The organism is Streptomyces sp. NPDC104761 (genome assembly GCF_055583445.1).
Genome location: NZ_JBVJNZ010000023.1, coordinates 36,534 through 60,276 on the forward strand (window position 1 = coordinate 36,534; position 23,743 = coordinate 60,276).

Annotated in this window: 23 protein-coding genes; 18 read left to right on the forward strand and 5 right to left on the reverse strand. The window is 71.4% G+C overall.

Annotated features, from left to right (window positions below; translation table 11 throughout):
* Nucleotides 1-28 precede the first annotated feature (28 nt).
* The 6 genes from ribH to ACZ63F_RS39440 all read left to right on the forward strand — a co-directional run bounded on the left by ribH (nt 29) and on the right by ACZ63F_RS39440 (nt 4,870).
* Nucleotides 29-514, forward strand: coding sequence for a 6,7-dimethyl-8-ribityllumazine synthase (gene ribH / locus ACZ63F_RS39415; protein WP_093505477.1), 486 nt, complete (start codon nt 29-31; stop codon nt 512-514).
* Between the two features lie 34 nt (nt 515-548).
* A complete protein-coding gene (locus tag ACZ63F_RS39420) occupies nt 549-821 on the forward strand; it encodes a phosphoribosyl-ATP diphosphatase (RefSeq protein WP_030946750.1) in 273 nt (90 codons plus the stop codon).
* 60 nt (nt 822-881) lie between these two features.
* Nucleotides 882-1,730, forward strand: a complete 849-nt coding sequence (gene hisG, locus ACZ63F_RS39425; protein ID WP_469718546.1) for an ATP phosphoribosyltransferase — start codon at nt 882-884, stop codon at nt 1,728-1,730.
* 14 nt (nt 1,731-1,744) lie between these two features.
* Nucleotides 1,745-2,200, forward strand: a complete 456-nt coding sequence (locus ACZ63F_RS39430) for a PH domain-containing protein (RefSeq protein WP_469718547.1) — start codon at nt 1,745-1,747, stop codon at nt 2,198-2,200.
* Between the two features lie 256 nt (nt 2,201-2,456).
* Nucleotides 2,457-3,785 carry a hemolysin family protein gene (locus ACZ63F_RS39435; protein ID WP_469718549.1) on the forward strand — a complete coding sequence of 443 codons (1,329 nt, stop codon included), beginning with the start codon at nt 2,457-2,459 and terminating at the stop codon, nt 3,783-3,785.
* Nucleotides 3,782-4,870, forward strand: a complete 1,089-nt coding sequence (locus tag ACZ63F_RS39440) for a hemolysin family protein (protein WP_469718550.1) — start codon at nt 3,782-3,784, stop codon at nt 4,868-4,870. Before ACZ63F_RS39435 ends, ACZ63F_RS39440 begins: the two co-directional genes overlap by 4 nt.
* 122 nt (nt 4,871-4,992) lie before the next feature.
* Here ACZ63F_RS39440 and ACZ63F_RS39445 read toward each other — a convergent pair whose 3' ends face one another.
* Together ACZ63F_RS39445 and ACZ63F_RS39450 are read right to left on the reverse strand one after the other, a co-directional pair.
* Entirely contained in the window at nt 4,993-6,855 is a 1,863-nt protein-coding gene (locus tag ACZ63F_RS39445) for an AAA family ATPase (protein WP_469718552.1), read from the reverse strand.
* 431 nt (nt 6,856-7,286) lie between these two features.
* Nucleotides 7,287-7,907, reverse strand: coding sequence for a uridine kinase family protein (locus ACZ63F_RS39450; protein ID WP_469718620.1), 621 nt, complete (start codon nt 7,905-7,907; stop codon nt 7,287-7,289).
* A gap of 242 nt (nt 7,908-8,149) precedes the next feature.
* On the opposite strand from ACZ63F_RS39450, the gene ACZ63F_RS39455 reads away from it, so the two are divergent.
* The 5 genes from ACZ63F_RS39455 (at nt 8,150) to ACZ63F_RS39475 (ending at nt 13,220) form a co-directional block, all read left to right on the forward strand.
* Complete coding sequence (locus ACZ63F_RS39455; protein ID WP_469718553.1) at nt 8,150-9,100, forward strand: hypothetical protein; 951 nt, start codon at nt 8,150-8,152, stop codon at nt 9,098-9,100.
* Between the two features lie 87 nt (nt 9,101-9,187).
* Complete coding sequence (locus ACZ63F_RS39460; RefSeq protein ID WP_469718622.1) at nt 9,188-10,642, forward strand: amino acid permease; 1,455 nt, start codon at nt 9,188-9,190, stop codon at nt 10,640-10,642.
* Nucleotides 10,643-10,847: 205 nt separating this feature from the next.
* A complete protein-coding gene (locus ACZ63F_RS39465) occupies nt 10,848-12,269 on the forward strand; it encodes a peptidase C39 family protein (RefSeq protein ID WP_469718555.1) in 1,422 nt (473 codons plus the stop codon).
* Between the two features lie 97 nt (nt 12,270-12,366).
* Entirely contained in the window at nt 12,367-12,507 is a 141-nt protein-coding gene (locus ACZ63F_RS39470) for an SCO1431 family membrane protein (RefSeq protein WP_351960450.1), read from the forward strand.
* A 53-nt stretch (nt 12,508-12,560) separates the two neighbouring features.
* Entirely contained in the window at nt 12,561-13,220 is a 660-nt protein-coding gene (locus ACZ63F_RS39475) for a TetR/AcrR family transcriptional regulator (RefSeq protein ID WP_469718557.1), read from the forward strand.
* 93 nt (nt 13,221-13,313) lie between these two features.
* Here the strand turns inward: ACZ63F_RS39475 and ACZ63F_RS39480 are convergent, their stop codons facing one another.
* A complete protein-coding gene (locus tag ACZ63F_RS39480; RefSeq protein WP_469718559.1) occupies nt 13,314-14,555 on the reverse strand; it encodes a glycoside hydrolase family 18 protein in 1,242 nt (413 codons plus the stop codon).
* Between the two features lie 330 nt (nt 14,556-14,885).
* On the opposite strand from ACZ63F_RS39480, the gene ACZ63F_RS39485 reads away from it, so the two are divergent.
* Entirely contained in the window at nt 14,886-16,058 is a 1,173-nt protein-coding gene (locus ACZ63F_RS39485) for an acyl-CoA dehydrogenase family protein (RefSeq protein WP_351960447.1), read from the forward strand.
* Here ACZ63F_RS39485 and ACZ63F_RS39490 read toward each other — a convergent pair.
* Nucleotides 16,021-16,272: a hypothetical protein gene (locus tag ACZ63F_RS39490; protein WP_382724236.1), complete on the reverse strand. Its 252-nt coding sequence runs from the start codon at nt 16,270-16,272 to the stop codon at nt 16,021-16,023. The genes ACZ63F_RS39485 and ACZ63F_RS39490 overlap by 38 nt on opposite strands.
* 146 nt (nt 16,273-16,418) lie before the next feature.
* On the opposite strand from ACZ63F_RS39490, the gene ACZ63F_RS39495 reads away from it, so the two are divergent.
* A complete protein-coding gene (locus tag ACZ63F_RS39495; RefSeq protein WP_469718561.1) occupies nt 16,419-17,519 on the forward strand; it encodes an Rv3169 family protein in 1,101 nt (366 codons plus the stop codon).
* 14 nt (nt 17,520-17,533) lie between these two features.
* The gene (locus ACZ63F_RS39500) at nt 17,534-18,637 is read left to right on the forward strand and encodes a phosphotransferase family protein (RefSeq protein WP_469718562.1); all 1,104 of its coding nucleotides are present in this window, start codon (nt 17,534-17,536) and stop codon (nt 18,635-18,637) included.
* Nucleotide 18,638: 1 nt separating this feature from the next.
* Here ACZ63F_RS39500 and ACZ63F_RS39505 read toward each other — a convergent pair whose 3' ends face one another.
* Nucleotides 18,639-19,094, reverse strand: a complete 456-nt coding sequence (locus ACZ63F_RS39505; RefSeq protein ID WP_469718564.1) for a hypothetical protein — start codon at nt 19,092-19,094, stop codon at nt 18,639-18,641.
* Nucleotides 19,095-19,360: 266 nt separating this feature from the next.
* Between ACZ63F_RS39505 and ACZ63F_RS39510 the strand changes: the two genes are divergently transcribed.
* From ACZ63F_RS39510 to fxsA, 4 genes are all read left to right on the forward strand, one after another.
* Nucleotides 19,361-19,801 (forward strand): Lrp/AsnC family transcriptional regulator, encoded by a 441-nt coding sequence (locus ACZ63F_RS39510; RefSeq protein WP_066997022.1) that lies wholly within the window; start codon nt 19,361-19,363, stop codon nt 19,799-19,801.
* Between the two features lie 177 nt (nt 19,802-19,978).
* Nucleotides 19,979-21,595, forward strand: a complete 1,617-nt coding sequence (locus ACZ63F_RS39515) for an amidohydrolase (protein ID WP_469718566.1) — start codon at nt 19,979-19,981, stop codon at nt 21,593-21,595.
* A 587-nt stretch (nt 21,596-22,182) separates the two neighbouring features.
* Nucleotides 22,183-22,977, forward strand: a complete 795-nt coding sequence (locus tag ACZ63F_RS39520; RefSeq protein ID WP_469718568.1) for a polyprenol monophosphomannose synthase — start codon at nt 22,183-22,185, stop codon at nt 22,975-22,977.
* A gap of 78 nt (nt 22,978-23,055) precedes the next feature.
* Nucleotides 23,056-23,619: an FxsA family membrane protein gene (gene fxsA / locus ACZ63F_RS39525; protein ID WP_469718570.1), complete on the forward strand. Its 564-nt coding sequence runs from the start codon at nt 23,056-23,058 to the stop codon at nt 23,617-23,619.
* The last annotated feature ends 124 nt before the right edge of the window (nt 23,620-23,743 follow it).

Below are 23,743 nucleotides of genomic sequence, written 5' to 3' on the forward strand. Positions count from 1 at the left end.
CCATACAGAAACAGCACTGAGGAGAGACGTGAGCGGCAAGGGTGCACCTGAACTGTCCGTACGCAATGTCAGCGACCTGCGGGTCGCGGTCATCGCGTCGCAGTGGCACGAGAAGGTGATGGACGGACTCGTGGACGGCGCCCTGCGCGCCCTGCGCGACCTGGGGATCGACGAGCCGACCCTGCTCCGGGTCCCCGGCACCTGGGAGCTGTCGGTCGCCGCCAAGGCCCTCGCAGGGCGCGGCTACGACGCCGTGGTAGCCCTCGGCGTCGTCATCCGCGGCGGCACCCCGCACTTCGAGTACGTGTGCCAGGGCGTCACCCAGGGCCTCACCCAGGTCGCCGTCGAGACCGGCGTCCCTGTCGGCTTCGGCGTGCTCACCTGCGACGACGAGGAGCAGGCCCTGGACCGCGCCGGCCTCCCGGGCTCCCACGAGGACAAGGGCCACGAGGCGGTGACGGCGGCGGTGGCGACGGCGGCCACCCTCCGCTCAGTATCCGAACCCTGGCACTGAGCGACGCGGCGATTGGCGTAGTCTGGCGCTCACCATGTCCAACAAGACTTTCGAGGAGCTCTTCACCGAGCTCCAGCACAAGGCCGCCCACGGCGACCCCGCCACCTCCCGCACCGCCGAGCTGGTCGGCAAGGGGGTCCATGCCATCGGCAAGAAGGTCGTCGAGGAGGCCGCCGAGGTCTGGATGGCCGCCGAGTACGAGGGCAAGGAAGCGGCCGCCGAGGAGATCTCGCAGCTGCTCTACCACGTCCAGGTGATGATGGTCGCCCGCGGCATCTCGCTGGACGACGTCTACGCCCACCTGTAGAACCTTTTCCGACAGAACCGTCTTTTTCGAGCAAAGTTTCGAGCAAAGGAAGCCGACCTCATGCTGCGCATCGCCGTCCCCAACAAGGGTTCCCTCTCAGGCCCTGCGGCGGACATGCTGCATGAGGCCGGCTACCGGCAGCGGCGGGAGTCCAAGGAACTCCGCACCGTCGACCCGGTCAACGACGTCGAGTTCTTCTACCTCCGCCCCCGCGACATCGCGATCTACGTCTCCTCCGGCCGCCTCGACATCGGCATCACCGGACGCGACCTGCTCGTGGACTCCGGCGCCAACGCCGAGGAGATCCTGCCGCTCGGCTTCGCCCGTTCCACCTTCCGCTTCGCCGCCAAGCCCGGCGAGGCGAACGGCCTGGCGGACCTCAAGGGCAAGACGGTCGCCACCTCCTACGAGGGCATCGTCGCGGGACACCTCGCCGAGCGCGGCGTCGACGCCTCCGTCGTCCACCTGGACGGCGCCGTCGAGACCGCCATCGAGCTGGGCGTCGCCGAGGTCATCGCCGACGTCGTCGAGACCGGCACCTCGCTGCGCAACGCCGGCCTGGAGGTCTTCGGCGAGCCGATCATGAAGTCCGAGGCGATCGTGGTCCGCCGCACCGGCGCCGACGCCGAGGAGCCGAAGGTCCAGCAGTTCCTGCGCCGACTCCAGGGCGTCCTGGTCGCCCGGACGTACGTGATGATGGACTACGACTGCCGGGTCGAGCAGCTGGAGAAGGCCGTCGCCCTCACCCCCGGCCTGGAGTCGCCGACCGTCTCCCCGCTGCACAACGAGGGCTGGGTCGCCGTCCGCGCCATGGTCCCCACCAAGGACGCCCAGCGGATCATGGACGACCTCTACGACATCGGCGCCCGCGCCATCCTCACCACGGCGATCCACGCCTGCCGCCTCTGAGGGACCCGCGCGAGATGTCCGAGCTCCCCTCCCTGCCCGTCACCTTCCGGCCGGGCCTCACCCGCGTGATCCTGCTCACCGCGGGTGTCGCGATCTTCGCCACCATCTCCGGGGTCGCCCTGCTCCTGGACCAGCTCGGCCCGGGGGAGAAGCTCAGCTTCGTCCTCACCGGCGCGCTGATCTTCTGGGTGCTGGCCCAGCTGGCCCGGGTGAAGGTGGTCGCCGACGAGTCCGGGGTCACCGTCGTCAACATCGCCGGCAAGCGGCGCCTGGAGTGGGCCGAGATCGTCCAGGTGAACCTCCGCCCGGGTGACCCGTGGGTGTTCCTCAACCTCAGCGACGGCACCAGCCTGCCCGCGCTCGGCATCCAGCCGGGCATCGCCAAGCGGCGCGCCATCGCCGACGCCACGGCCCTGCGCGCCCTCGCCGAGGCCCGCACGAGCCACGACCCCGGACAGCATCAGGGCTGAAATCACGCAACTTCGGGGACCTCTCCGGGCCGTCGCCCCTGCCGCACCGGCCCCTGTCTTGATTAATCTGTTGGCGGAGGCTTTTCACGTCCCGCCTCCACCCCTGTGGCGCGCCCCGCGCACAGGGGTTCCTGCTACCCGAGGAGTGACCCTCTCCGGCGATGGACGGATCGTCCTGTAGTACCTGCGCCGCCCCCTCCCGACATACCGCGGACCGCCTCACCGCAGTCCGCGAGGCTTCGGAGGCGGCGGCATCATGACCACCCCCCTGCTGCTCCTGGCAGCCGCGTTCCTGCTCATCCTCGCCAACGGCTTCTTCGTGGCCGCCGAGTTCGGCCTGGTGACCGTGGAGCGGCCCGAGGCCGAGAAGGCCGCCGCCGACGGCGACAAGCGCGCCCGTACGGTCGTCGAGTCGCTGAAGGAGCTGTCCTTCCAGCTCTCCGGCACCCAGCTGGGCATCACCATCACCTCCCTCGTCGTCGGCATGCTCGCCGAACCGGCACTGGCCGAGCTGCTGCGCGGCCCGCTGACCGCGATCGGCCTGCCCGACGGCGCGGTCTCCGGGATCGCCGTCGTGGTCGGCATGCTGCTCGCCTCGGCGATCCAGATGGTGATCGGCGAACTCGTACCCAAGAACTGGGCGGTCTCCAAGCCCCTCCAGGTCGCGCGCTTCGTCGCCGGCCCGCAGGCCCGCTTCTCCCGCCTGTTCCGCCCGGTCATCGCCGCGTTGAACACGGTCGCCAACCGGCTGGTCCGCGCTCTCGGCGTCGAGCCCGCCGAGGAACTGGCCTCCGCCCGCACCCCCGGCGAACTGGTCTCGCTGGCCCGGCACTCCGCCCAGGCCGGCGCGCTGGAGCAGGACACGGCCGACCTGTTCGTCCGCACCCTGTCCCTGGGCGAGCTGACCGCCCAGCACGTCATGACCCCCCGGGTGAAGGTCAGCGCCCTCCAGGACACGGCGACCGCCGAGGACGTCGTCAACCTCACCCGGGCGACCGGCCTGTCCCGCTTCCCCGTGTACCGGGAGAAGATCGACGAGATCGTCGGCATGGCCCACCTCAAGGACGCGCTGGCGATCCCGGTCCACGACCGGCTGCGCACCCCGGTCGGCCGCATCGCCCGCAAGGCCCTGCTGGTCCCCGAGACCCTCCCGGTGCAGCCCCTCCTCGCCCGGCTCCGCTCCGAGCAGCCCATCGCCGTCGTCGTCGACGAGTACGGCGGTACGGCGGGCGTGGTCACCCTGGAGGACATCGTCGAGGAACTCGTCGGCGAGGTCCGCGACGAGCACGACAGCCCGGACGCACCGGAACTCGCGTCCGCCCCGCCCCAGGACGGCAAGCCCGCCTGGGACGTCGACGGCAGTGTCCGCGTCGACATCCTCCAGCGGATAGGACTCGACGTGCCCGAGGGCCCGTACGAGACGGTCGCCGGCCTGGTCGCCGACCTGCTGGGCCGCATCCCGGCGCCCGGCGACCGTGCCGAGCTGCCCGGCTGGCGGCTGTCCGTCCGCCGGGTCGGCCACTACCGGGCGGAACGCGTCCGCCTGGTCCGCACCGCCCCGGCCGCCGCGGAGGCCGCCCGATGAGCGTTCTCCAACTGGTCTTCGCCGGCCTGCTGGTCCTGGCCAACGGCTTCTTCGTCGGTGCCGAGTTCGCCCTCGTCTCCGTCCGCCGCAGCCAGATCGAACCCCTGGGCACCGCCCGGGCCCGCCAGGTCCTCTACGGCCTGGAACGCCTCCCGCAGATGATGGCCGCCGCCCAGTTCGGCATCACCGTCTGCTCGCTGACGCTCGGCGCGGTGGCCGAACCGACGGTGGCCCACCTGCTGGAGCCGCTGTTCGAGGCGGTGCACCTGCCGGACGGCGTGATCCACCCGCTGGGCTACGTGATCGCGCTGGCCGGGGTGGTCTTCTTCCACCTGGTCATCGGCGAGATGGTGCCCAAGAACCTGGCGATGGCGGCGCCCGAGAAGGCGGCGCTGTGGCTGAGCCCCGGCCTGGTCGCGTTCGCCCGCGTGTGCCGGCCGATCACCGTCGCCCTCGGCGCCTGCGCCCAGGGCATCCTCAAGCTGTTCCGGGTCGAGCCGAAGGACGAGGTCGAGGCCGTCGTCACCAGCGAGCAGCTCAACCGGCTCCTGGAGGACTCCGGCCAGGCGGGCCTCCTCGACCCCGAGGAGCAGGAGCGCCTGGAGGACGCGCTGGAACTGGGCTCCCGCCCGGTGACGGACGTGCTCCTGCGCCGCGAGTCCCTGATCACGGTCCCGCCGTCGGTCACGCCGGGCCAGATCGTCGAGCTCACCGCCCGCACCGGCTACTCCCGCTTCCCGGTGGCGGCCGAGTCCGGGTCCTTCATGGGCTACGTGCACGTGAAGGACGTACTGGACCTGGAGGACTCCGACCGGGCGGTTCCGCAGCAGATATGGCGCCCGATGACGACACTGCGGGCCGAGCTGCCCCTCGACGACGCGCTCACCGTGATGCGCCGGGCCGCCACTCATCTCGCTCAGGTGGCCGACGCGAACGGCCGCGTTCTCGGCCTGGCGGCCCTGGAGGACGTCCTCGAGCTGCTGGTCGGCGAGGTGACGGACCCGGCGCACCGGGAGCAGGCGGCAACGCCGAGGACGCCGGAGCCGAGGGTGAGTGGGGAGCCGGAGGAAGTGCCGGTGGGCTGAGCGTCGCGGGGAGCTGCGGGCCGGTGGGGGCTGGTCGCGCAGTTCCTCCCCCGGCCGAAGGCTGGGGGAGGCACCCTGCCGGCGCCGGTAAGCGTCCCCCCCCGGCCCCAGCCCGCCCGCACCTACATCCCGGCCGCCGGATCCTGCGGCCCCCTCCCCGACAGCACCTCTCCGTACGCCTGCATCAGGTCCGGCAGTCGCAGCGTCGCCAGGTCGTCCCGCGACAGCGCCCCCGGATACACCGACAACCGCAGATCCCGGTACGCACAGCTCTTCTCGTACAGCGTCCGCAGGAACCGCCCGTTGCCCAGCTCGTCGATCCACCCCTGGTCCACCACGTGCCCGGCGATCGACCGCAGCTCCTCCAGCGCCTCCTCGTCCCAGGCGTCCCCGTTCTCGGCGGCCAGCACCTCGCCGATCGACGTCAGTTCGAGGGGACGGTAGGAGGGAAAGTCGACCCGTGTGGTGAAGCGCGAGGAGAGCCCGGGGTTCGCGGCCAGCAGGCGGTCCATGCCCTCCGGGTAGCCGGCCAGGATCACGACCAGGTGGTCCCGGTTGTCCTCGGCCCGCTTCAGCAGCACCTGCAGCGCCTCGTCCCCGTACGCGTCCCCCTTGCCGTAACCGGAGTTGGAGAGGGAGTAGGCCTCGTCGACGAAGAGCACGCCGCCGATCGCGGAGTCGATCAGTTCGTTCGCCTTCACGGCGGTCTGGCCCAGGTACTCGCCGACCAGGTCGGCCCGCTGCGCCTCCACGAGATGGTCGCCGCCGAGCAGGCCCAGCGCGTAGAAGACCCGGCCGAGGATGCGGGCGACGGTGGTCTTCCCGGTGCCCGACGGCCCGGAGAAGACGAAGTGGCGTTTCGGCGGCTGCACCGGCAGCCCCTGCCCGGCCCGCAACCGGGCCATGTTCAACTGCGCCGACAGCGCTTTGACCTGCCGTTTCACGGGTTCGAGCCCGACCATGCGCTCCAGTTCGGCGAGCGCCTCCTCAAGTAACGCGGGGTCGGTCGGCCCGGCCGGCAGCGGCGCTGACGGCACGACCTTCTCGCGCACCGCCGGGTCGATCACCGACGGCATCGCCCCGGCCGGCGGCTCCGGGTCCCCGAGCCGCAGATCCCGCCCTTCGGTGCCGAAGAGCGGGTCGAGCATGTCCGGACCGTCCACGACGTCCTGCCCGGCACCGGTGAGGGTGATCGACGCGAAGTCGGCGGTGTCGTCGTACCCGTCGCCCTCGGCGATGGCGGCCAGCCGTGCCGAGGTGTCCATGAAGGCGGGGTCGACGCGGTGCACCGCCCGGTAGAGGGGGAGCGCGGCGGCGCTGCGGCCGGTGCCCTCGTGGGCCCGGGCCAGCCAGTAGCGCAGCTCCTTGCGCTGCGGCTGCTCGCTGCGGCAGCGCATCAGCGCGGCGGAGAGCAGCGGTTCGGCCTGGCCGTACATTTCGAGGCGGACCCGGGCCATGCCGCCGAACAGGCCTGCCTCGATGCCGAGCATGGGGTCGTCGAGGAGCGGGTCGGTGTGGCGCACCAGCTGCTCCCAGTCCTTGACCAGGTAGGCCCGGCAGGCGTGCAGGAAGCGGACCTGGGGGTCGGCGTCCACCGGCGGCAGTCCGGCGAGGGCCCGGTCGAGCTCCGGGACGTGCCGGCCGTCCAGCCAGTGCGAGGAGTGCGCGAGGAGCAGGTCGCGCGGGCTCTCCAGGACCGGCTGCACCCACCAGCCCAGCCAGTACCAGGAGTTCAGGGTGCGGCGATGCCGGCCGCGCTGTTCGCCGAAGCGTTCCCGGTGCCGGAACATCCGCAGCAGCGCGGTCGTCGTGTCGACGCGCAGCGCGTGCAGTCCGAGCCAGGCGTCCGCCATCCCGGGATCCATCCGTACCGCGGCGCGGAACTCCTCCTCGGCCTGCGGATAGGCGCCCATCGTGTAGGCGTCCACACCTCGCAACCAGGCGAGGTCGGCCGGGGCCTCGGGGCCCTGCGTGCCGAATTCCATCACGTCCCCCACAAACCGTGCCCCCGTGGTCGGCCCCCGGGCTCCCCCCGATGGCCACAGTTGGTCGAACCGCTGTGCCGCGGACCGGAGTTGCAGGTGCGCGAAGCAGCCGTTCGAAGGTCGCACCGAGGGCATCGTACCTGCGGTTCCACCGCCTGCCGAAGGGTGCCGCACGGGCCGTTTGGCGAGGTTGGGGGCAGACGGGGCGCACACGGGTCGGTGACCGTGCGTGAGCGCGAGGGTGCGCGCCGCGCGCACAAAAGGGGTAAAGGGCAGAACGAAGCCCCCGATCACGGGGGAACAACCGGGGGCTTCGCGTCTGCAGGGCGGCTTCGAACGGCCGCTCATTGAGAACGTAAGTCCTGTACGGCCCCCCGGTCAAGCCGAGTTGAGGTACTCAGGCAACTTCCTTGAGGTCCGTCTTCACAAGTTCAGCACACAGCGGACGGTCCGTCACGGTGGGTGAGGGACTGGTCCGGTCCAAGTGTCTCCGCAGGCCCCGCCAGCACCTCATATCCCTTGTGTGACTGTGTCACCAGCAGGTCGGCGTACGGCCTGGAGGGGTCTTCGCAGAAGTGTTCGTGCTCCGCCCTGACCCACCGGACCCAGAAGTCCCGTTGCTCCGCGCCGTCCCGTGCCCTGCCCCGTGTCCAGGCCTCCTCGTGCGGCAGCTCCATCCACAGCAGCCGCGCCAGGAAGGGGCGCAGCGCGCGGCGGCCGGCGCCGACGCCCTCGACGAGGATCACCGGGGCCGGCTCCAGCGGGCGGGGCGGGCCGAAGCGGCGGGCGCGCCAGTCGTAGGGGGAGTACTGCGCCGTGCGGCCGTGCCCGAGCGGCTCGATCACCTCGGCCAGCAGCCGGCCGGTCCAGGCGAACAGCTCCTCGTGGCTGGCGATGTCGTCGAGGTGCAGCACCGGCGCCCCGCCCAGGGCGGCGGCCAGCCGGTCGGCGAACGTGGTCTTCCCGGACCCGGCGTGCCCGTCGACGCCGACGAGGCGGACCGGGCCGCAGGAGGGCGGCAGGGCCCGGAGTGCGGAGGCGAGCTGGTGAATGGCCGTTCCCGAGGTGTGCAGCGGTGTGGGGCGTTTTCCGGAAACAGTCTAGTAGTGCGGCGCATAGCGGGTGTTTACGGCCCCGGGAAAGTATCGGCTTGAACCAATTTTCGAGCCGTTCCCACCGCGGCCGTCAATATTTCCGAGCGGCTGACCGATATGTCGATCTCGTGCGTTTCCGGTGTGCCCGGCCCTGAGTAAGGTGCCTGGTGCACTCGTCGAACGGGGACGGACAGGGGAAGATGGCCGCTGAGTTATTCGAGGGGCACTACGTATGGCATCCGGCGGCCGACGACCGCTTGCTCGCGAGCGTATGCGTGGACGTGCGCGCCGGAAGATATCTGAGTGCCCGCGAGGCGCTCGCCGAGACGCGGGCCGACTTCGCCCTGCGCGCGCACCGTTCCCTGGTCCTCGCCTCCGAGGCGGCCGGCACCGATCTGGTCGAGCGGTGGCTGGCCGAGGAGCCGGGCCCCGAGTCCGCGCTGATGTGGGCCCGGGTGGCCGTACAGCGGGCGATCCGGGCGGCCGACGCCCGTGACGAGCGGGCCGAGGCGCTGGAGCGGATCGCCCTGGCCGCCTGCGACCGGGCCAGCGCCATGAACCCCGCCGACCCCACGCCCTGGGCCGCCAAGCTGGCCATGGCCCGGCTGCACCGCCCGCACGACCCCGCCCCGGGCGGCCTGCTGACCTCACCGTCCGGTCCCTGGCGGCTGTTCGCGCACACCCTCGGCCTCGACCCCTGGCACCGCGAGGCCCACCACCGCTTCCTGTCCTTCTTCTTCACCCGGTACGGCGCCTCGGTCAACGCGGCCTGGGACGTCGCCGCCTTCCTCGCCCAGCGGGCCCCCGCCGACTCCGCGCTGCGGCTGCTGCCGCTGGTCGCGCTGGTGGAGAGCCACAACCCCACCCAACTTCTCGCCGAGCGGGTCTGGGAACAGCCCCAGTGGCGCAGCACCGCGTTGTCGATCTACCACAACTGGCTGCCCACGGTCGCCGGATACCGCTTCACCCCGGTGCTCGACCTCGCCTACCTCGCGCACGCGCTGGTCATGGCCCGCTGCGCGTTCGAGGCCCGGGCGGTCTTCACGGCCATGGGGCCGTACGCCTCCCGCATGCCCTGGAGCGTCTTCGGCGAACCCGCCGACCAGCTCTCCCGGGCCCGCCGCGCCTGCGGCCTGCCCGTCCCCTCCTAGATTCCGAGATTCCGAGAGAAAGGCCGGCACGTGTCAGAACGCACAGCGGACCCCGTCACGCTCGACGACGACGCGACCCTGCACGCGATGGGTTATCCGCGGAAACTCACCCGTCGATTCCAGGCCTTCGACAACTTCGCCATCTCCTTCACCATCATCAATATTCTCTCCGGGATCTTCTCGTCCTTCGGATTCGGTATGAACGCGGGCGGCCCCCGCATTCTCGTGTTCGGCTGGATCGGCGTCTGCGTGATGGTGCTGTGCATCGGCGCCGCGATGGCGGAGGTCGCCTCCGCCTATCCGACGAGCGGTGCCCTGTATTTCTCCGCCGGTAAACTCGCCAAACGGCACAAGGGCGCCTGGTCCTGGTACACGGGCTGGCTGAACTTCGTGGGCCAGATCGGCGGCACCGCGGCCACCGGCTATGCGGCCGCCACCTTCATCCAGGCCTTCGTCGCCCTGCAATGGCCCTCGTACACGCCGACCGCCCACCAGACGGTCCTGATCACGGCGCTGATCATCGTCGTCCAGGGACTCGCCAACACCTACACCGTGCAGCTGGTCGCCGTACTGAACCGGATTTCCGTCTGGTGGCTGCTGATCGGACTCGTGGTGATCGTGAGCACACTGATCGTGATGCCGGACCATCACCGGCCGGCGTCCTTCGTGACGCATTTCGTGAACAACACCGGCTTCACCAACGGCCTTTACGGCGGTCTGCTCGGGCTGCTCGTCACCAGCTGGACCTTCACCGGCTTCGACGGCAGCTTCCACATGTCCGAGGAAACCGTCCAGGCGACCGTCAACGCGCCCAGGGGGATCATCCGGTCCATCGGCTATTCGGCGATCACCGGCCTGATCCTGATGCTCGCCCTGGTGTACAGCATCGGCGACTACACCAAGGTGGCGGGCTCTTCCGCGCCGCCCGTCCAGATTCTCATCGACGGACTCGGCATGGGCTGGGCCAAGGCGATGCTGCTCGTCGTCATCGGCGCCATGCTCTTCTGCGGCCTCGCCAACCTCACCAGCAACACCCGGCAGATCTTCGCCTTCTCCCGGGACGGCGCCATGCCCGGCTCCCGCCTGTGGCACTCCGTCTCGCCCCGCACCCGTACCCCGGTCAAGGCCGTCTGGCTCGCGGTGGCATGCTCGCTCGCCCTGGTGGTGCCGGGCTGGTGGTCGCACACGGCGTTCACCGCGATCGTCAGCGTCAACGTCGTCGGCCTGTTCCTCGCCTACGCCGTGCCGGTGTTCCTGCGGCTGCGCCTGGGCGACGACTTCCAGCCGGGGCCGTGGAACCTGGGCCGCTGGAGCAGGCCGGTCGGCTGGCTGGCCGTGGTCTGGATCCTGCTCAGCAGCATCCTGTTCATGCTGCCGCAGGCCTCGCCGATCACCGCCGACTCCTTCAACTACGCGCCGATCGCACTGGCCGTCGTGCTGGCCGTGGCCACGGTCTGGTGGTTCGCCACCGCCCGCCGCCGGTTCCAGGGCCCGGTGAGCTACGGCCGCCCCGACGAGGTCGCCGCGATGGACCTCATCTGAGCCGGTCATCTGAGCCGGTGGGGACCCGTATGGCCACGGGAGGGGCCCCGGCGACCGCGCCGGGGACCTTTCAGTGGACGAGACCAATATTGGTGGGCGTGGCATGGGCTGAAGTGCTGGCAGGGGCATGGCGCCTGCTCCATAGTTGGCGCACAGACCTTGCTCCGGATCAGCCGTGACGCGCACACCTGGGGGTCCTCCACCCATGAGCAGAGCCGAACAGCCGTCCCGCAGAACCGTTCTGGCCGCCGCCGCCTCCGTGGCGGCGGCCGTGGCCCAGGGCGTGGTCCCCGCGGTGCCCGCGGTCGCCGCGCCGGAGACCGACGCCGACGACACCGCCCGGACCGAAACCCGCCGGGCCGGGAACGGCCGTCCCGGCCACGGCCGGGACGGGACCCGCCCGATCGACTACCGCTCCTGGACGACCTACAGCGACTGGAAGACCGGCACCGCCAAGGGCGCCGGTGCCGTCGCCGGGCAGCGCCCAGGCCTGGTGATCGGCAGCCCGGCCGGCACCACGTCCTACACCGACCCCCACACCGGCACCACGGCCACCTGGGAGTACGCCACCTGGACCGGCCCGGTGCACCAGCTCGCCGTCCCCGCCACCGAGGCCATCGCCTCCTGGAACGCGGACACCCCGGCCGGCACCTGGATCCAGATCGAACTGCACGGCACCTACTCCGACGGCACCGCCACCCCCTGGTACGTCATGGGCCGCTGGGCGGCAGGCGACCAGGACATCAAGCGGACGTCGGTGGACGGCCAGAAGGACGGCAAGAGCAGCATCTGGACCGATACCTTCGCCATCGACGACGCGTCGACCGGCCTGCGCCTCACCTCCTACCAGCTGCGCCTGACCCTGTACCGCAAGCCGGGCACCAAGCTCACCCCGACCGTCTGGCGGCTGGGCGCCATGGGCTCCGACATCCCGGACCGCTTCACCGTCCCGGCCTCCACCCCGGGCCTGGCCCAGGAGCTCAAGGTCCCGCGCTACTCGCAGGAGATCCACAAGGGCCAGTACCCCGAGTACGACAACGGCGGCGAGGCCTGGTGCAGCCCCACCTCCTCGCAGATGATCGTCGAGTACTGGGGCGGCCGGCCCACTGCCGCACAGCTGGCCTGGGTCGACCCGTCCTTCGCCGACCCGCAGGTCTGCTACGCGGCCCGCTACACCTACGACTACCAGTACGGGGGCTGCGGCAACTGGCCGTTCAACGCCGCCTACGCGTCGACGTACCGGGACCTCCAGGGCGTGATAACGCGACTGGCCTCGCTCACCGACCTGGAGACCCTGATCGCGGCCGGCATCCCGGCCATAACGTCACAGTCGTTCCTCGCGTCCGAGCTGACGGGTGCCGGTTACGGCACCTCCGGGCACCTGATGACCGTGATCGGCTTCACCGCGGACGGCGACGTGATCGCCAACGACCCGTGCTCGGCCGACGACGACGCGGTCCGGCGGGTCTATCTGCGCCGGGAGTTCGAGAACATCTGGCTGCGGACCAAGCGCTACAACGCCAGCGGGAACGTCGCGTCCGGCACCGGGGGCGTCTGCTACCTGTACTTCCCGGCCTGCCCGACCGCGGCCCAGCTCAAGGCGCTCGCGGCGGTCGGCGTGCGCTGAGCGGGCACGACAGCGGCCCCCGGGCAGCCCGGGGGCCGTTCTTCCTGTGACCAAGCTCTCCACCGCAAAAGCCGCAATCGATGGCATGGTGGACTCCATGACCACGCACTCCGCCACCGCCGCCCGCGCCCGTACCGGCGGCCCCCAGGACGACGGCCCGAAGGTTCTGGAGCATGTCATGGGCTGGACTCTCGTCGTGGTCGTAGCCATGTTGGTGACTCAACTCGGTCTGCTGTGACCTGAACTGACATACTGCGGATGTCCCGCAGCCCGTTGAGACCAGGGTCGAAATTGAATAGCAGTCAACAGCGTGCCGCCGTCCGTCCCCGGGCGCGCGGCACCGAGCGTTCCGTGGCTCGTCGCGCCGAACTCATCGCCATCGGGCGGAAGCTGTTCGCCGACACCTCGTACGACGCGCTCTCCATGGACGACATCGCCAAGCAGGCGCATGTCGCCAAAGGGCTGATCTACTACTACTTCCAGTCCAAGCGCGGGTACTACCTGGCGATCATCCAGGACTCCGTCGCCGACCTGGTCACCTATGCCGCGAGCGGCCTGGAACTGCCCCAGGTGGACCGCGTCCACCGGACCATCGACAGCTACCTGCGCTTCGCCGAGCACCACCAGGCCGCGTACCGCACGATCGTCAGCGGCGGCGTCGGCTTCGACACCGAGGTGCACGCCATCCGGGACGGGGTGCGCGAGGCGATCGTCGCGACCATCGCCGAGGGCGCCTACGGGCGCACCGACATCGCCCCGCTCGCCAGGGTCGGGCTGCTCGCCTGGCTGTGCAGCGTGGAGGGCGCCACCCTCGACTGGATCGACCGGCCCGGACTCTCCCGCGAGACCATGTGCGAGCTGCTGGTCAAGACGCTCGGCGGCACCCTGCGCGCCATCGAGGAGCTGGACCCGTCCTACCGCGCCCCGGCCCCGGCCCGCCGGGACACCTGACGCGCACCGGGGCCGGTCCCGCGGTGTCCCGCCGGACCGGCCGCCGGGGCGGAGGGCTCGTGGTTCCCCCGCCCCGGGCCCCCGTGACCGGGGTCAGTTGATGGCCTTGATCAGCTCACCGTTGGTGGTGTCGCCGCTCAGCTCCCAGAAGAAGGTGCCGCCCAGCCCCTGCTGGTTCTTGTAGGTCATCTTGGTCGCGATGGTCGCCGGGGTGTCGTAGCTCCACCAGTCACTGCCGCACTTGGCGTACGCCGTGCCGCCCACCGTGCCGGTCGCCGGGCACTTGGTCCTGAGCACCTTGTAGTCGTCGATGCCCGCCTCGTACGTGCCCGTCGCCGGACCGGTCGCCGAGCCGCCGGGCGCCGCCTGGGTGACCCCGGTCCAGCCGCGGCCGTAGAAGCCGATGCCGAGCAGCAGCTTGGCCGCCGGGATGCCGAGGCCCCGGAGCTTGGCGATGGTCGCCGACGTGTAGAAGTTCGCCGTCGGGATGCCCGAGTAGGAGTTCAGCGGCGAGTGCGGGGCCGTCGGGCCGGTCGAGGCCCAGGCGCCGAAGTAGTCGTACGTCATCGGGTTGTACCAGTCGACGTACTGCGCCGCGCCCGCGTAGTCGGCCGCGTCGATCTTGCCGCCGCTGGTGGCGTCGGCGGTGATCGCCGCCGTGACGAGCGAGCCGCTGCCGAACTTCGCGCGCAGCGCGGCCATCACGTTCCGGAACGCGTCCCGGCCGCTGGTGTCGCAGGTGTTGCCGCAGGCGTTCGGGTACTCCCAGTCGATGTCGATGCCGTCGAAGACACCGGCCCACTTGGAGTTCTTCACCAGGTCGTAGCAGGACTGGGCGAACGCGGTGGGGTTCTTGGCGGCCTCGCCGAAGCCGCTCGACCAGGTCCAGCCGCCGAAGGACCAGAGGATCTTGAGGTTCGGGTGCTTCTTCTTCAGCTTCAGCAGCTGGTTGAAGTTGCCGCGCAGCGGCTGGTCCCAGGTGTCCGCCACGCCGTCCACGGACTCGGCGGCCGTGTAGGTGCGGTCGGTCGCCGCGTAGGAGTCGCCCATCGCGCACTTGCCGCCGGTGACGTTGCCGAAGGCGTAGTTGATGTGGGTGAGCTTTGCGGCCGAGCCGGAGGTCTCGACGTTCTTGACCAGGTACTTGCGGTCGTAGGTGCCCCATTCCGTGAAGTAGCCGACGACCTTGGAGCCGGCCTGCACCTGGGGAGCGGACGGGGCGGACCGGGCGGCCGCGGACGCGGTGCCCGCGCCGGCCAGCAGCCCGGCGCCGAGGACGGCACAACAGGCCGCGGAGAGCAGCGCCCGGAACCGGGAGCGGTGGAAGGTGTGCATCGGGTGTCTCCTCCTGGGGGAGAGGGGAACGCGCGCCGATTGGCATGAACGCGGTAAAGCGTTGGTCATGAACCCTAGGAGGACTAGACCAGTCGGGTCAATGGTTCGGACCAATTTCGCGGCATGCGGATGTTGGCCTGGAATTCCTGAAGTAAGCGGTCGTTAACTGGTGACGAGCGGTCCCCGATCGGGCATACTCACTGCGCAGCCGCAGGTCAGCAGCTTCCGAGACCCGGAGCGCCGACCTCGGCCGCACTCGTACGACAGGCGGAGCCGCCCCTATCCCACGGGCCGTGACCGTCGTTGCCCGACAGGGAGGAGACCGACGCCATGTCCGACCGCGACCCGCAGCCGGTGGAGCGTCAACTGCCGACGGACGAGGCGAGGGACCTGCTGGCGCTGGTCCGTGAGATCGCCCGGCGTGAGATCGCGCCGAAGGCGGCCGAGGAGGAGGACGCCGGGCGCTTCCCGCGCGAGGCCTTCACCCTGCTCTCCGAGTCAGGCCTGCTGGGCCTGCCGTACGACGCCGAGTACGGCGGCGGCGAGCAGCCCTACGAGGTCTACCTCCAGGTCCTGGAGGAACTGGCCGCGGCCCGCCTGACCGTCGGCCTCGGCGTCAGCGTGCACACCCTCGCGAGCTACGCGCTCGCCGCCTACGGGACCAAGCAGCAGCAGGTCGAGCACCTGCCCGCGATACTCGGCGGCGGCCTGCTCGGCGCCTACTGCCTCTCCGAGCCGGCCTCCGGTTCGGACGCCGCCTCCCTGCGCACCAGGGCCGTCCGGGACGGCGACTCCTGGGTGATCAACGGCACCAAGGCCTGGATCACGCACGGCGGCATCGCCGACTTCTACACGGTCATGGCCCGCACCGGGGCCGAGGGCTCGCACGGGATCACCGCCTTCCTGGTCCCCGGCGACGCCGAGGGCCTCAGCGGCGCGGTGCCCGAGAAGAAAATGGGCATGAAGGGCTCACCGACCGCCCAGGTCCACTTCGACGACGTCCGGGTCCCCGACGACCGCCGCCTCGGCGAGGAGGGCCAGGGCTTCGCCATCGCCCTCTCCGCGCTCGACTCCGGACGGCTCGGCATCGCGGCCTGCGCCATCGGCCTGGCCCAGGCGGCCCTGGACGAGGCGGTCGGCTACGCCACCGGACGGCGGCAGTTCGGCCACCCCATCGCCGACTTCCAGGGCCTGCGCTTCATGATCGCCGACATGGCCACCCAGATCGAGGCCGGCCGGGCCCTCTACCTCGCGGCGGCCCGGCTGCGCGACGCGGGCCGGCCGTTCGCCAAGCAGGCCGCCATGGCCAAGCTGCACTGCACCGACACCGCGATGAAGGTCACCACCGACGCCGTCCAGATACTCGGCGGCTACGGCTACACCGCGGACTTCCCGGTGGAGCGCTACATGCGCGAGGCCAAGGTCCTGCAGATCGTCGAGGGCACCAACCAGATCCAGCGGATGGTCATCGCCCGTCACGTGGCGGGGCCGGAAAGTCGCTGAACTCGCTGAACTGCCCGCGGGTGACCGTCGGCGCCGCCAGCCTGACCCACTCCGGGTCGTGGCGGCCCGGCAGGGCGCGGCCCCGGTCGGCCCATGTCCGCATCAGGTCGCGGTAGATGGGTGGATCCTGCGGCGCGGGTGGGGGCGGCGATGCCGCGGGCGGGGGCACGAAGATCCGGCGCTGACGGCCGAGAGCGGTGTAGGTGGTCGTCATGACCGGCCAACGCGGGGGCGGCCACCCTGGTCACCGATCCCCCGAATCGTGCGTGAGTTCGTGGACGTCCGCTCCCGGATCTGGCCTCCCTGCATTTTCTGACGTACCGTCAGCCGGACCGTCTCCAGCCTCCGGGGAGGCCTGCCGTGGCCGACGACCGTCCCGTACCGCTCGACGAGTACCCCGTGCACCAGGTCCCGCTCTCCATGAAGCACGTCGCCACCGGGGACCGGAACGCCTACGACCGCTGCATCTTCCACGTCCTCGACCACGACGGCCGCGCGCTGCTCATCCTCGGCCTCGGCGTCTACCCGAACGCGGGGGTGATCGACGCCTACGCCACCCTGCGCACCGGTGACACCCTGCACGCGGTCCGCGCCTCGGACGCCCTCGCTGACGACCGGATGCGGCTCGCGGTCGGCCCGCTGCGGATCGAGGTCGAGGAGCCGCTGAGGCGCTTCCGTCTGACCTGTGCCGACGACGCCCTCTCCTGCGACCTCGTCTGGGCGGCCGGCTTCCCGGCCCTGTGGGAGCCGCACCACCTGCAACGCCGGGGCGACCGGCTGACGTTGGAGGGCCGCAGGTTCGTGCAGGCCGGGGGAGTGTCCGGGGTGATCCGGGCCGGCGGCGAGGAGTTCCGCGTCGACCCGGGCGGCTGGACCGGCACCCGGGACCGCAGCTGGGGCGTCCGCCCGATCCCGGGGGAGGAGGGCGGGCGGCTCGCCGAGGAGAACCCGACCGAGGGCTTCCACTGGGTCTGGTGCCCGGTCCGCTTCGAGGACCGCTTCCTGATGGTCGTCACCCAGGAGGACGCGGACGGCTACCGCACCCTGAACGACGCCACCCTGGTCCGCCCCGGTGACCGTGACCGCCAACTCGGCTGGCCGCGGACCGAGATCGCCTACCGCCCCGGTACCCGCCACCCCGAGCGTGCCGTCGTCCACCTCGGCGACCCGCGCACACCCCAGGAACTGGAGGTGGAGATCCTCACCTCCTCGCCGCTCGCGGTCGGCGCCGGCTACCCGCCGGCGGACGACTGGCAGCACGGCACCTGGCTGGGCCGTGGATGGGTGGACCGCCGTACCTACGACCTGACCGCGCCGCACCCCCGCGCGGCCTACGGCGTCACCGACCACTCCGCCCGCTTCCGCCTGGACGGACAGGTCGGCCACGGGATCTTCGAACACGGCTCGTTCGGCAGACACGATCCCAGCGGGTTCACCGGCTTCGACTCGGTGGCGCCCTGAAGGAGGAGGCCGGGATGACGGCGAAACCGCGTCCACGCACCACCACCCGGGACCCCGAGGACCTCGCACGCCGGCTGACCGCCTGGCTGGACACCCGCCTTCCCGGCGCCAAGGCCGCCGGTGTCACGGTCCCCGCCTCGAACGGCATGTCCAGCGAGACCCTGCTCTTCGAGATCGAGCATCCCGAACCGCCGGTGCGCGCCTGTGCGTTGCGCCTGGCGGCGGATCCGTCGGCGTACACGGTCTTCCCGTCGTACGACCTCACCCGCCAGTACCGCACCATGCGGCTGGTCGCCGACCGCACGGACCTGCCCGTACCCCGCGTGCTGTGGCTGGAGGAGGACCCCGGACCGCTCGGCGCGCCCTTCTTCGTGATGGAGCGTGTCGAGGGGCGCGTCCCGCCCGACGTCATGCCCTACACGTACGAGGGGAACTGGCTGCACGCGGCGACCGACGCCGAACGGGAGCACCTCGAAGCCGTCTCCGTCGGCCTGTTGGCCCGGCTGCACGACCAAGTTCCCGTGGCCGAGGCAAAGTTCCTCGCCCTTCCCGGGAAGGGTGACGCCCTGCACCGGCATGTCGAGTCCCAACGGCGCTATTACGACTGGGTGGTGGACGGACTCGCCCGCTCACCCCTGATCGAGGCCGCCTTCGACCGGCTGGCCGACCTGTGGCCGCGCGAGCCCGGCACGCCCGTCCTCAACTGGGGCGATGCCCGGATCGGGAACGTCGTGTACGACGGGTTCGACCCCGTCGCCGTCCTCGACTGGGAGATGGCGGCCGTGGCCCCGCGCGAGGTGGACCTCGGCTGGACCGTCTACCTGCACCGCTTCTTCCAGGACCTCACGGCCGCCTCCGGACAGCCGGGACTGCCCGCGTTCCTGCGCCGCGACCGCGTCGAGGCCCGCTACGCCCGGCTGACCGGCCGCACCCCGCGGGACATGGACTTCTACACCCTCTACGCCGCCCTGCGGCACGCGATCGTCATGCTGCGCATCGCCTACCGGCAGGTGTACTTCGGCGAGGCGGCCGTCCCCGCGGATCCGGACACACTGATCCTGCACCACGGGAGTCTGCGCGCCATGGTGCAGGGCAGTTACTGGGACACGGTGCGGTGACTCAGGCAGCCTGACGGAGGGTGTGGCCGCCGGGGCGCAGCGCCGGTCCGCGCATCGGGCGCGAGCCCGGGCCGCCGACGTGCGAGAAGGGCTGCGTCCGCCAGTCCAGACCCTGCGGGAGGGTGAGCAGGAGGGCGGTGTCCTGCTCCTGCGGCTCGGCCGACTCGTCCGCGGAGGGGACGTCGGCCGCCGCGCGGCCCGTGCCGGCGCAGACCGTGAGGCCGAACGGGTTCCACGGCGAGGCGCACAGCGCGTGCTCCGGCAGGAACTCCTCGTCCGCCAGCAGCGCGATGGACTGCGCGCAGTCCGGGCAGATCACCCGGAACATCTCGAACGTGTCGTAGGCGTCGAGCTCCTCGGCCTCGTAGACGTCGGATTCGACGCCCTCCGGCTCGGGCTCGACCACCAACTGAGGGCGCTTGGACACGGGACGACCAGGGCGCTTAAGACTCTGCATGGGTAACTCCCCCTCGGGCTGGGCCGTACGGCGCTGCGGCCTCGACCACAGCAAGCACTTCCCGCCCGCTCTAGGCGGTAATCACGAGGACATCACGGAGCCCGTTCGGGGGCTGTGGCGTTGGTCACATGCCGTACGCAGGTGCCCGCTGCGGTGTATTTGTCCGCCGGACGGCCCGCGGCCGACGCTCCGTGACATCACGAACCGGCCATGACCTGGGCTGCCGAGCTATCCGCGGAGATCAGGCGCACTGTAGTTTTTGCGCCATGGAGGAGCTGGACCGTCAAATCGTGCAGCTGCTCGTCAAGGACGGGCGGATGAGCTACACGGACCTGGGCAAGGCCACGGGTCTGTCCACGTCGGCCGTGCATCAGCGGGTGCGCCGGCTGGAGCAGCGTGGCGTCATCCGCGGCTATGCCGCGGTCGTCGACCCGGAGGCCGTCGGGCTGCCGATGACGGCGTTCATCTCGGTGAAACCGTTCGACCCCAGCGCCCCCGACGACATCGCGGACCGCCTGGCCGGGGTTCCCGAGATCGAGGCGTGCCACAGCGTGGCGGGCGACGAGAACTACATCCTCAAGGTGCGCGTGGCGACCCCGCACGAGCTGGAGGAACTCCTGGCCAGGCTGCGCAGCCTGGCGGGGGTCTCGACCCGGACGACGGTGGTGCTGTCGACACCGTACGAGGCCCGCCCGCCAAAGATCTGAGCGGACCCCCACCGCCGTCGCTGCAGCTACCTGCTCCGAGTGTCGGCTGCAGGTGGTTCGTGGCCGGTCGCGCCCACGCGGCGGAGCCGCATATGAATACAGCCCCGCGCCCCTTCGGGGGCGCGTTCAGGTGCCCCTCGTGCGGAGTGATCGGCATGAGGGGCGAGACTGGTCCCCATGAGTGAGCGCGCCCCCGAGCCCCGGACCGTCCTTCTGCGTCGCGGCGAGGTCCACAGTCCCGCCGATCCGTTCGCGACCGCGATGGTCGTGGAGCGGGGGCAGGTCGCCTGGGTGGGGTCGGAAGGGGCCGCCGACGCGTTCGCGGACGGGGTCGACGAGGTCGTCGATCTGGACGGGGCTCTGGTCACCCCCGCCTTCACGGACGCCCACGTCCACACCACCTCCACCGGCCTCGCCCTGACCGGCCTCGATCTGTCCGGGGCCACCTCGCCGGCCGCGGCCCTGGCGCTGGTCAGGGACTTCGCCGCCGCCCGCCCGGACGACCGGGTCCTGCTCGGGCACGGCTGGGACGCCGCCCGCTGGGCCGACGGCCGCCCGCCGACCCGCGCCGAGCTGGACGCGGCCACCGGCGGCCGCCCGCTCTACCTCTCCCGTGTCGACGTCCACTCGGCGGTCGTCAGCACGGCCCTGCTGGACCTGGTCGGGGGTGCGGTGCCCCGGGAGGACGCCCCGCTGACGAGCGACGCCCACCACGCCGTCCGCGCCGCCGCGTTCGCGGCCGTGACGCCCGCCCAGCGCGCCGAGGCCCAGCGCACCGCACTCGCGCACGCGGCCTCGCTCGGCATCGGCACCGTGCACGAGTGCGGCGGGCCGAAGATCTCCTCCGAGGACGACTTCACCGGGCTGCTGCGGCTCGCCGCCGACCTGCCGGGACCGCGCGTCGTCGGCTACTGGGCCGAGGCGGCCGACGAAGGCATCGCCAAGGCCCGCCGGCTGGGCGCGCTCGGTGCAGCCGGAGACCTGTTCGTCGACGGTTCCCTCGGCTCCCACACCGCCTGCCTGCACGAGCCGTACGCCGACGCCGGTCACAGCACCGGGTCCGCCTATCTGGACGCGGCCGCCGTCACCGCCCACGTCACCGCCTGCACCGAGGCCGGTCTGCAGGCCGGCTTCCACGCCATCGGCGACGCCGCCGTGACCGCCGTCGTGGAGGGCGTCCGCGCCGCCGCCGAGAAGGTCGGGCTGGCCCGCGTCCGCGCGGCCCGGCACCGCGTCGAGCACGCCGAGATGCTCACCCCCGAGCACATTGCCGGCTTCGCCGAACTCGGACTGATCGCCTCCGTACAGCCCGCCTTCGACGCGCTGTGGGGCGGCACGGACGGCATGTACGCCCAGCGGCTCGGCGCCGGGCGGGCCCGCACCCTCAACCCGTTCGCCGCGCTCCTCAAGGCCGGCGTCCCGCTCGCCTTCGGCTCCGACAGTCCCGTCACCCCGCTCGACCCCTGGGGGACCGTCCGGGCCGCCGCCTTCCACCACACGCCCGAGCACCGGGTCTCCGTGCGCGCCGCGTTCACCGCGCACACCCGCGGCGGCTGGCGCGCGATCGGCCGGGACGACGCGGGCGTCCTGGTGCCGGGGGCGCCCGCCGACTACGCGGTCTGGCGCACCGACGAACTGGTGGTGCAGGCGCCGGACGACCGGGTCGCCCGCTGGTCCACCGACCCGCGCTCCGGCACCCCGGGCCTGCCCGACCTGTCCCCCGGCCGCGAGCTGCCGGTCTGTCTGCGCACCGTGGTGGGCGGCCGGACCGTGTTCGTACGACCGGGCGAGTGACCTCCCGCATTCGTACGGCCGGGCGAGTGATCTCCCGGGGTGGCGCGGCCGTGATCGACGGCCGACGCTCCGTCGTGCGACCTGCGCATCCTCTGCGCTGACCAGCGGTTTGAGGGCGTTTCCGCAGGTCAAACGGCTGTTGACAGCCAGCGGCAGCGGGCCGGTAGGTTCGGCGGAGTCCACCACCGGACGCCCGACCGGGGAGCAGTTCGCGCACTCGTCGCAGCGCCGCTGGGTCAGGGACGGTGTGCCGCACCGGGGCACCGTCACTGGGAGCCAGGCTCAGCGCCCGCGCCGACGAGGGAACGTTCAGGCCGGTCGGGAGGTGTGACCCGGGTGGGGCCCGGAGCTCAGTAGACAACGGCTTTCGGTCGACCCGCAGCCAGCGGGTCCCAGGTCGGCCCGAAGGGCGCCGGGCCCCCATCCGCAGGGGAACAGAGTGGCGAAAGCACGAATGGCCGCCACTCGAAACGGGCATCCTTACCCCGTTCTTGCGCAATAGACACCACCATCCGAATGAGCTGTCGCGTCAGTGCAGGCCGCGGCCACTATGGTGGGTCCCCTGCGTACGACATGAAGGGGCAGCAGTGAACGACGGCGACGGAACCCTTGCGGCACAGCCCCAGGGCAGGCGGTTCGGCCCGCTCGGCACGGCCTTGGTGATCATTCCCACGTACAACGAGGCGGAGAACATCAAGTCCATCGTCGGCCGGGTGCGCCAGGCCGTCCCCGAGGCACACGTGCTGGTGGCGGACGACAACAGCCCCGACGGCACGGGCAAGCTCGCCGACGAACTGGCCGCCGAGGACGACCACGTCCAGGTACTGCACCGCAAGGGCAAGGAAGGCCTCGGCGCCGCCTACCTCGCCGGCTTCCGCTGGGGCATGGACAACGGCTACGGCGTGCTCGTCGAGATGGACGCCGACGGCTCCCACCAGCCGGAGGAACTGCCCCGGCTGCTGACCGCGCTGCAGGGCGCCGACCTGGTGCTCGGCTCCCGCTGGGTGCCCGGCGGCCGGGTGGTCAACTGGCCGAAGTCCCGTGAGTTCATCTCCCGGGGCGGCTCCCTGTACTCGCGGTTCGCCCTCGACCTCCCCCTCCGGGACATCACCGGCGGGTACCGCGCCTTCCGCCGCGAGACCCTGGAGGGCCTGGGGCTCGACGAGGTCGCCTCGCAGGGCTACTGCTTCCAGGTCGACCTGGCCCGCCGCGCGGTCAAGGCCGGCTACCAGGTCGTCGAGGTGCCCATCACGTTCGTCGAGCGGGAGTTCGGCGACTCCAAGATGAGCCGCGACATCCTCGTCGAGGCGCTGTGGCGGGTCACCTCGTGGGGCTTCACCGACCGGGTGGGCCGGATGACCGGCAAGGGGAAGCCGTCCTAGCGGACGCCCGGGAACCTCACAGTTCCGGTTGATCATCCGCTTATGCCGCACTGAGCCGCGCCCAGGCACACTGGGTGCATGACGACTGGCGCGCAGACCCCTCCGTACACCACCCGGCCCCGCCGCTCGCGGCTGGGCAGATACCTGCCGCTGGGTCTCGCGGTCTGGCTGGTGCTGGAGATCTGGCTGCTGACGGTGGTCGCGGGAGCGGCGGGCGGCATGACCGTGTTCCTGCTGCTGGTGGCGGGCTTCGTCGCCGGTTCGGTGGTCATCAAGCGGGCCGGCAGGCGTGCCTTCCAGAGCCTCAACGAGGCGATCCAGCGCGGCGGCTCCCCGGAGCGCGGCGGTGGGAACGGCCTGATGATGCTGGGCGGCCTGCTCCTCATGATCCCCGGCCTGGTCTCCGACGCCCTCGGCCTGCTGCTCCTGCTGCCCCCGGTCCAGAAGGCCGTCTCGCGCTTCGCCGAGCGCACCCTCGACCGCAAGCTGCGCACCGCCGCCCCCGGCACTCTGGGCGACGCCTTCCAGCAGGCCCGCCTGCACCGCCCGGACGGAAAGGTCGTCCAGGGCGAGGTCATCAGGAATGACGGCCCCCGGCCGGGGGACGAGCCGACCGGGGAGCGGCCGCCGCTGACGCGGTGAGGCTGCCTGACAACACCCGAGGGCGGCGGGCGTTCTGCTAGCAGACGGCCGCCCCCGCGGTTGGTTTTTGTTTTCTTTCCCTGAAACAATTGTGCTTGCCCTGTCCCTCCTCGTAGACGCCGAG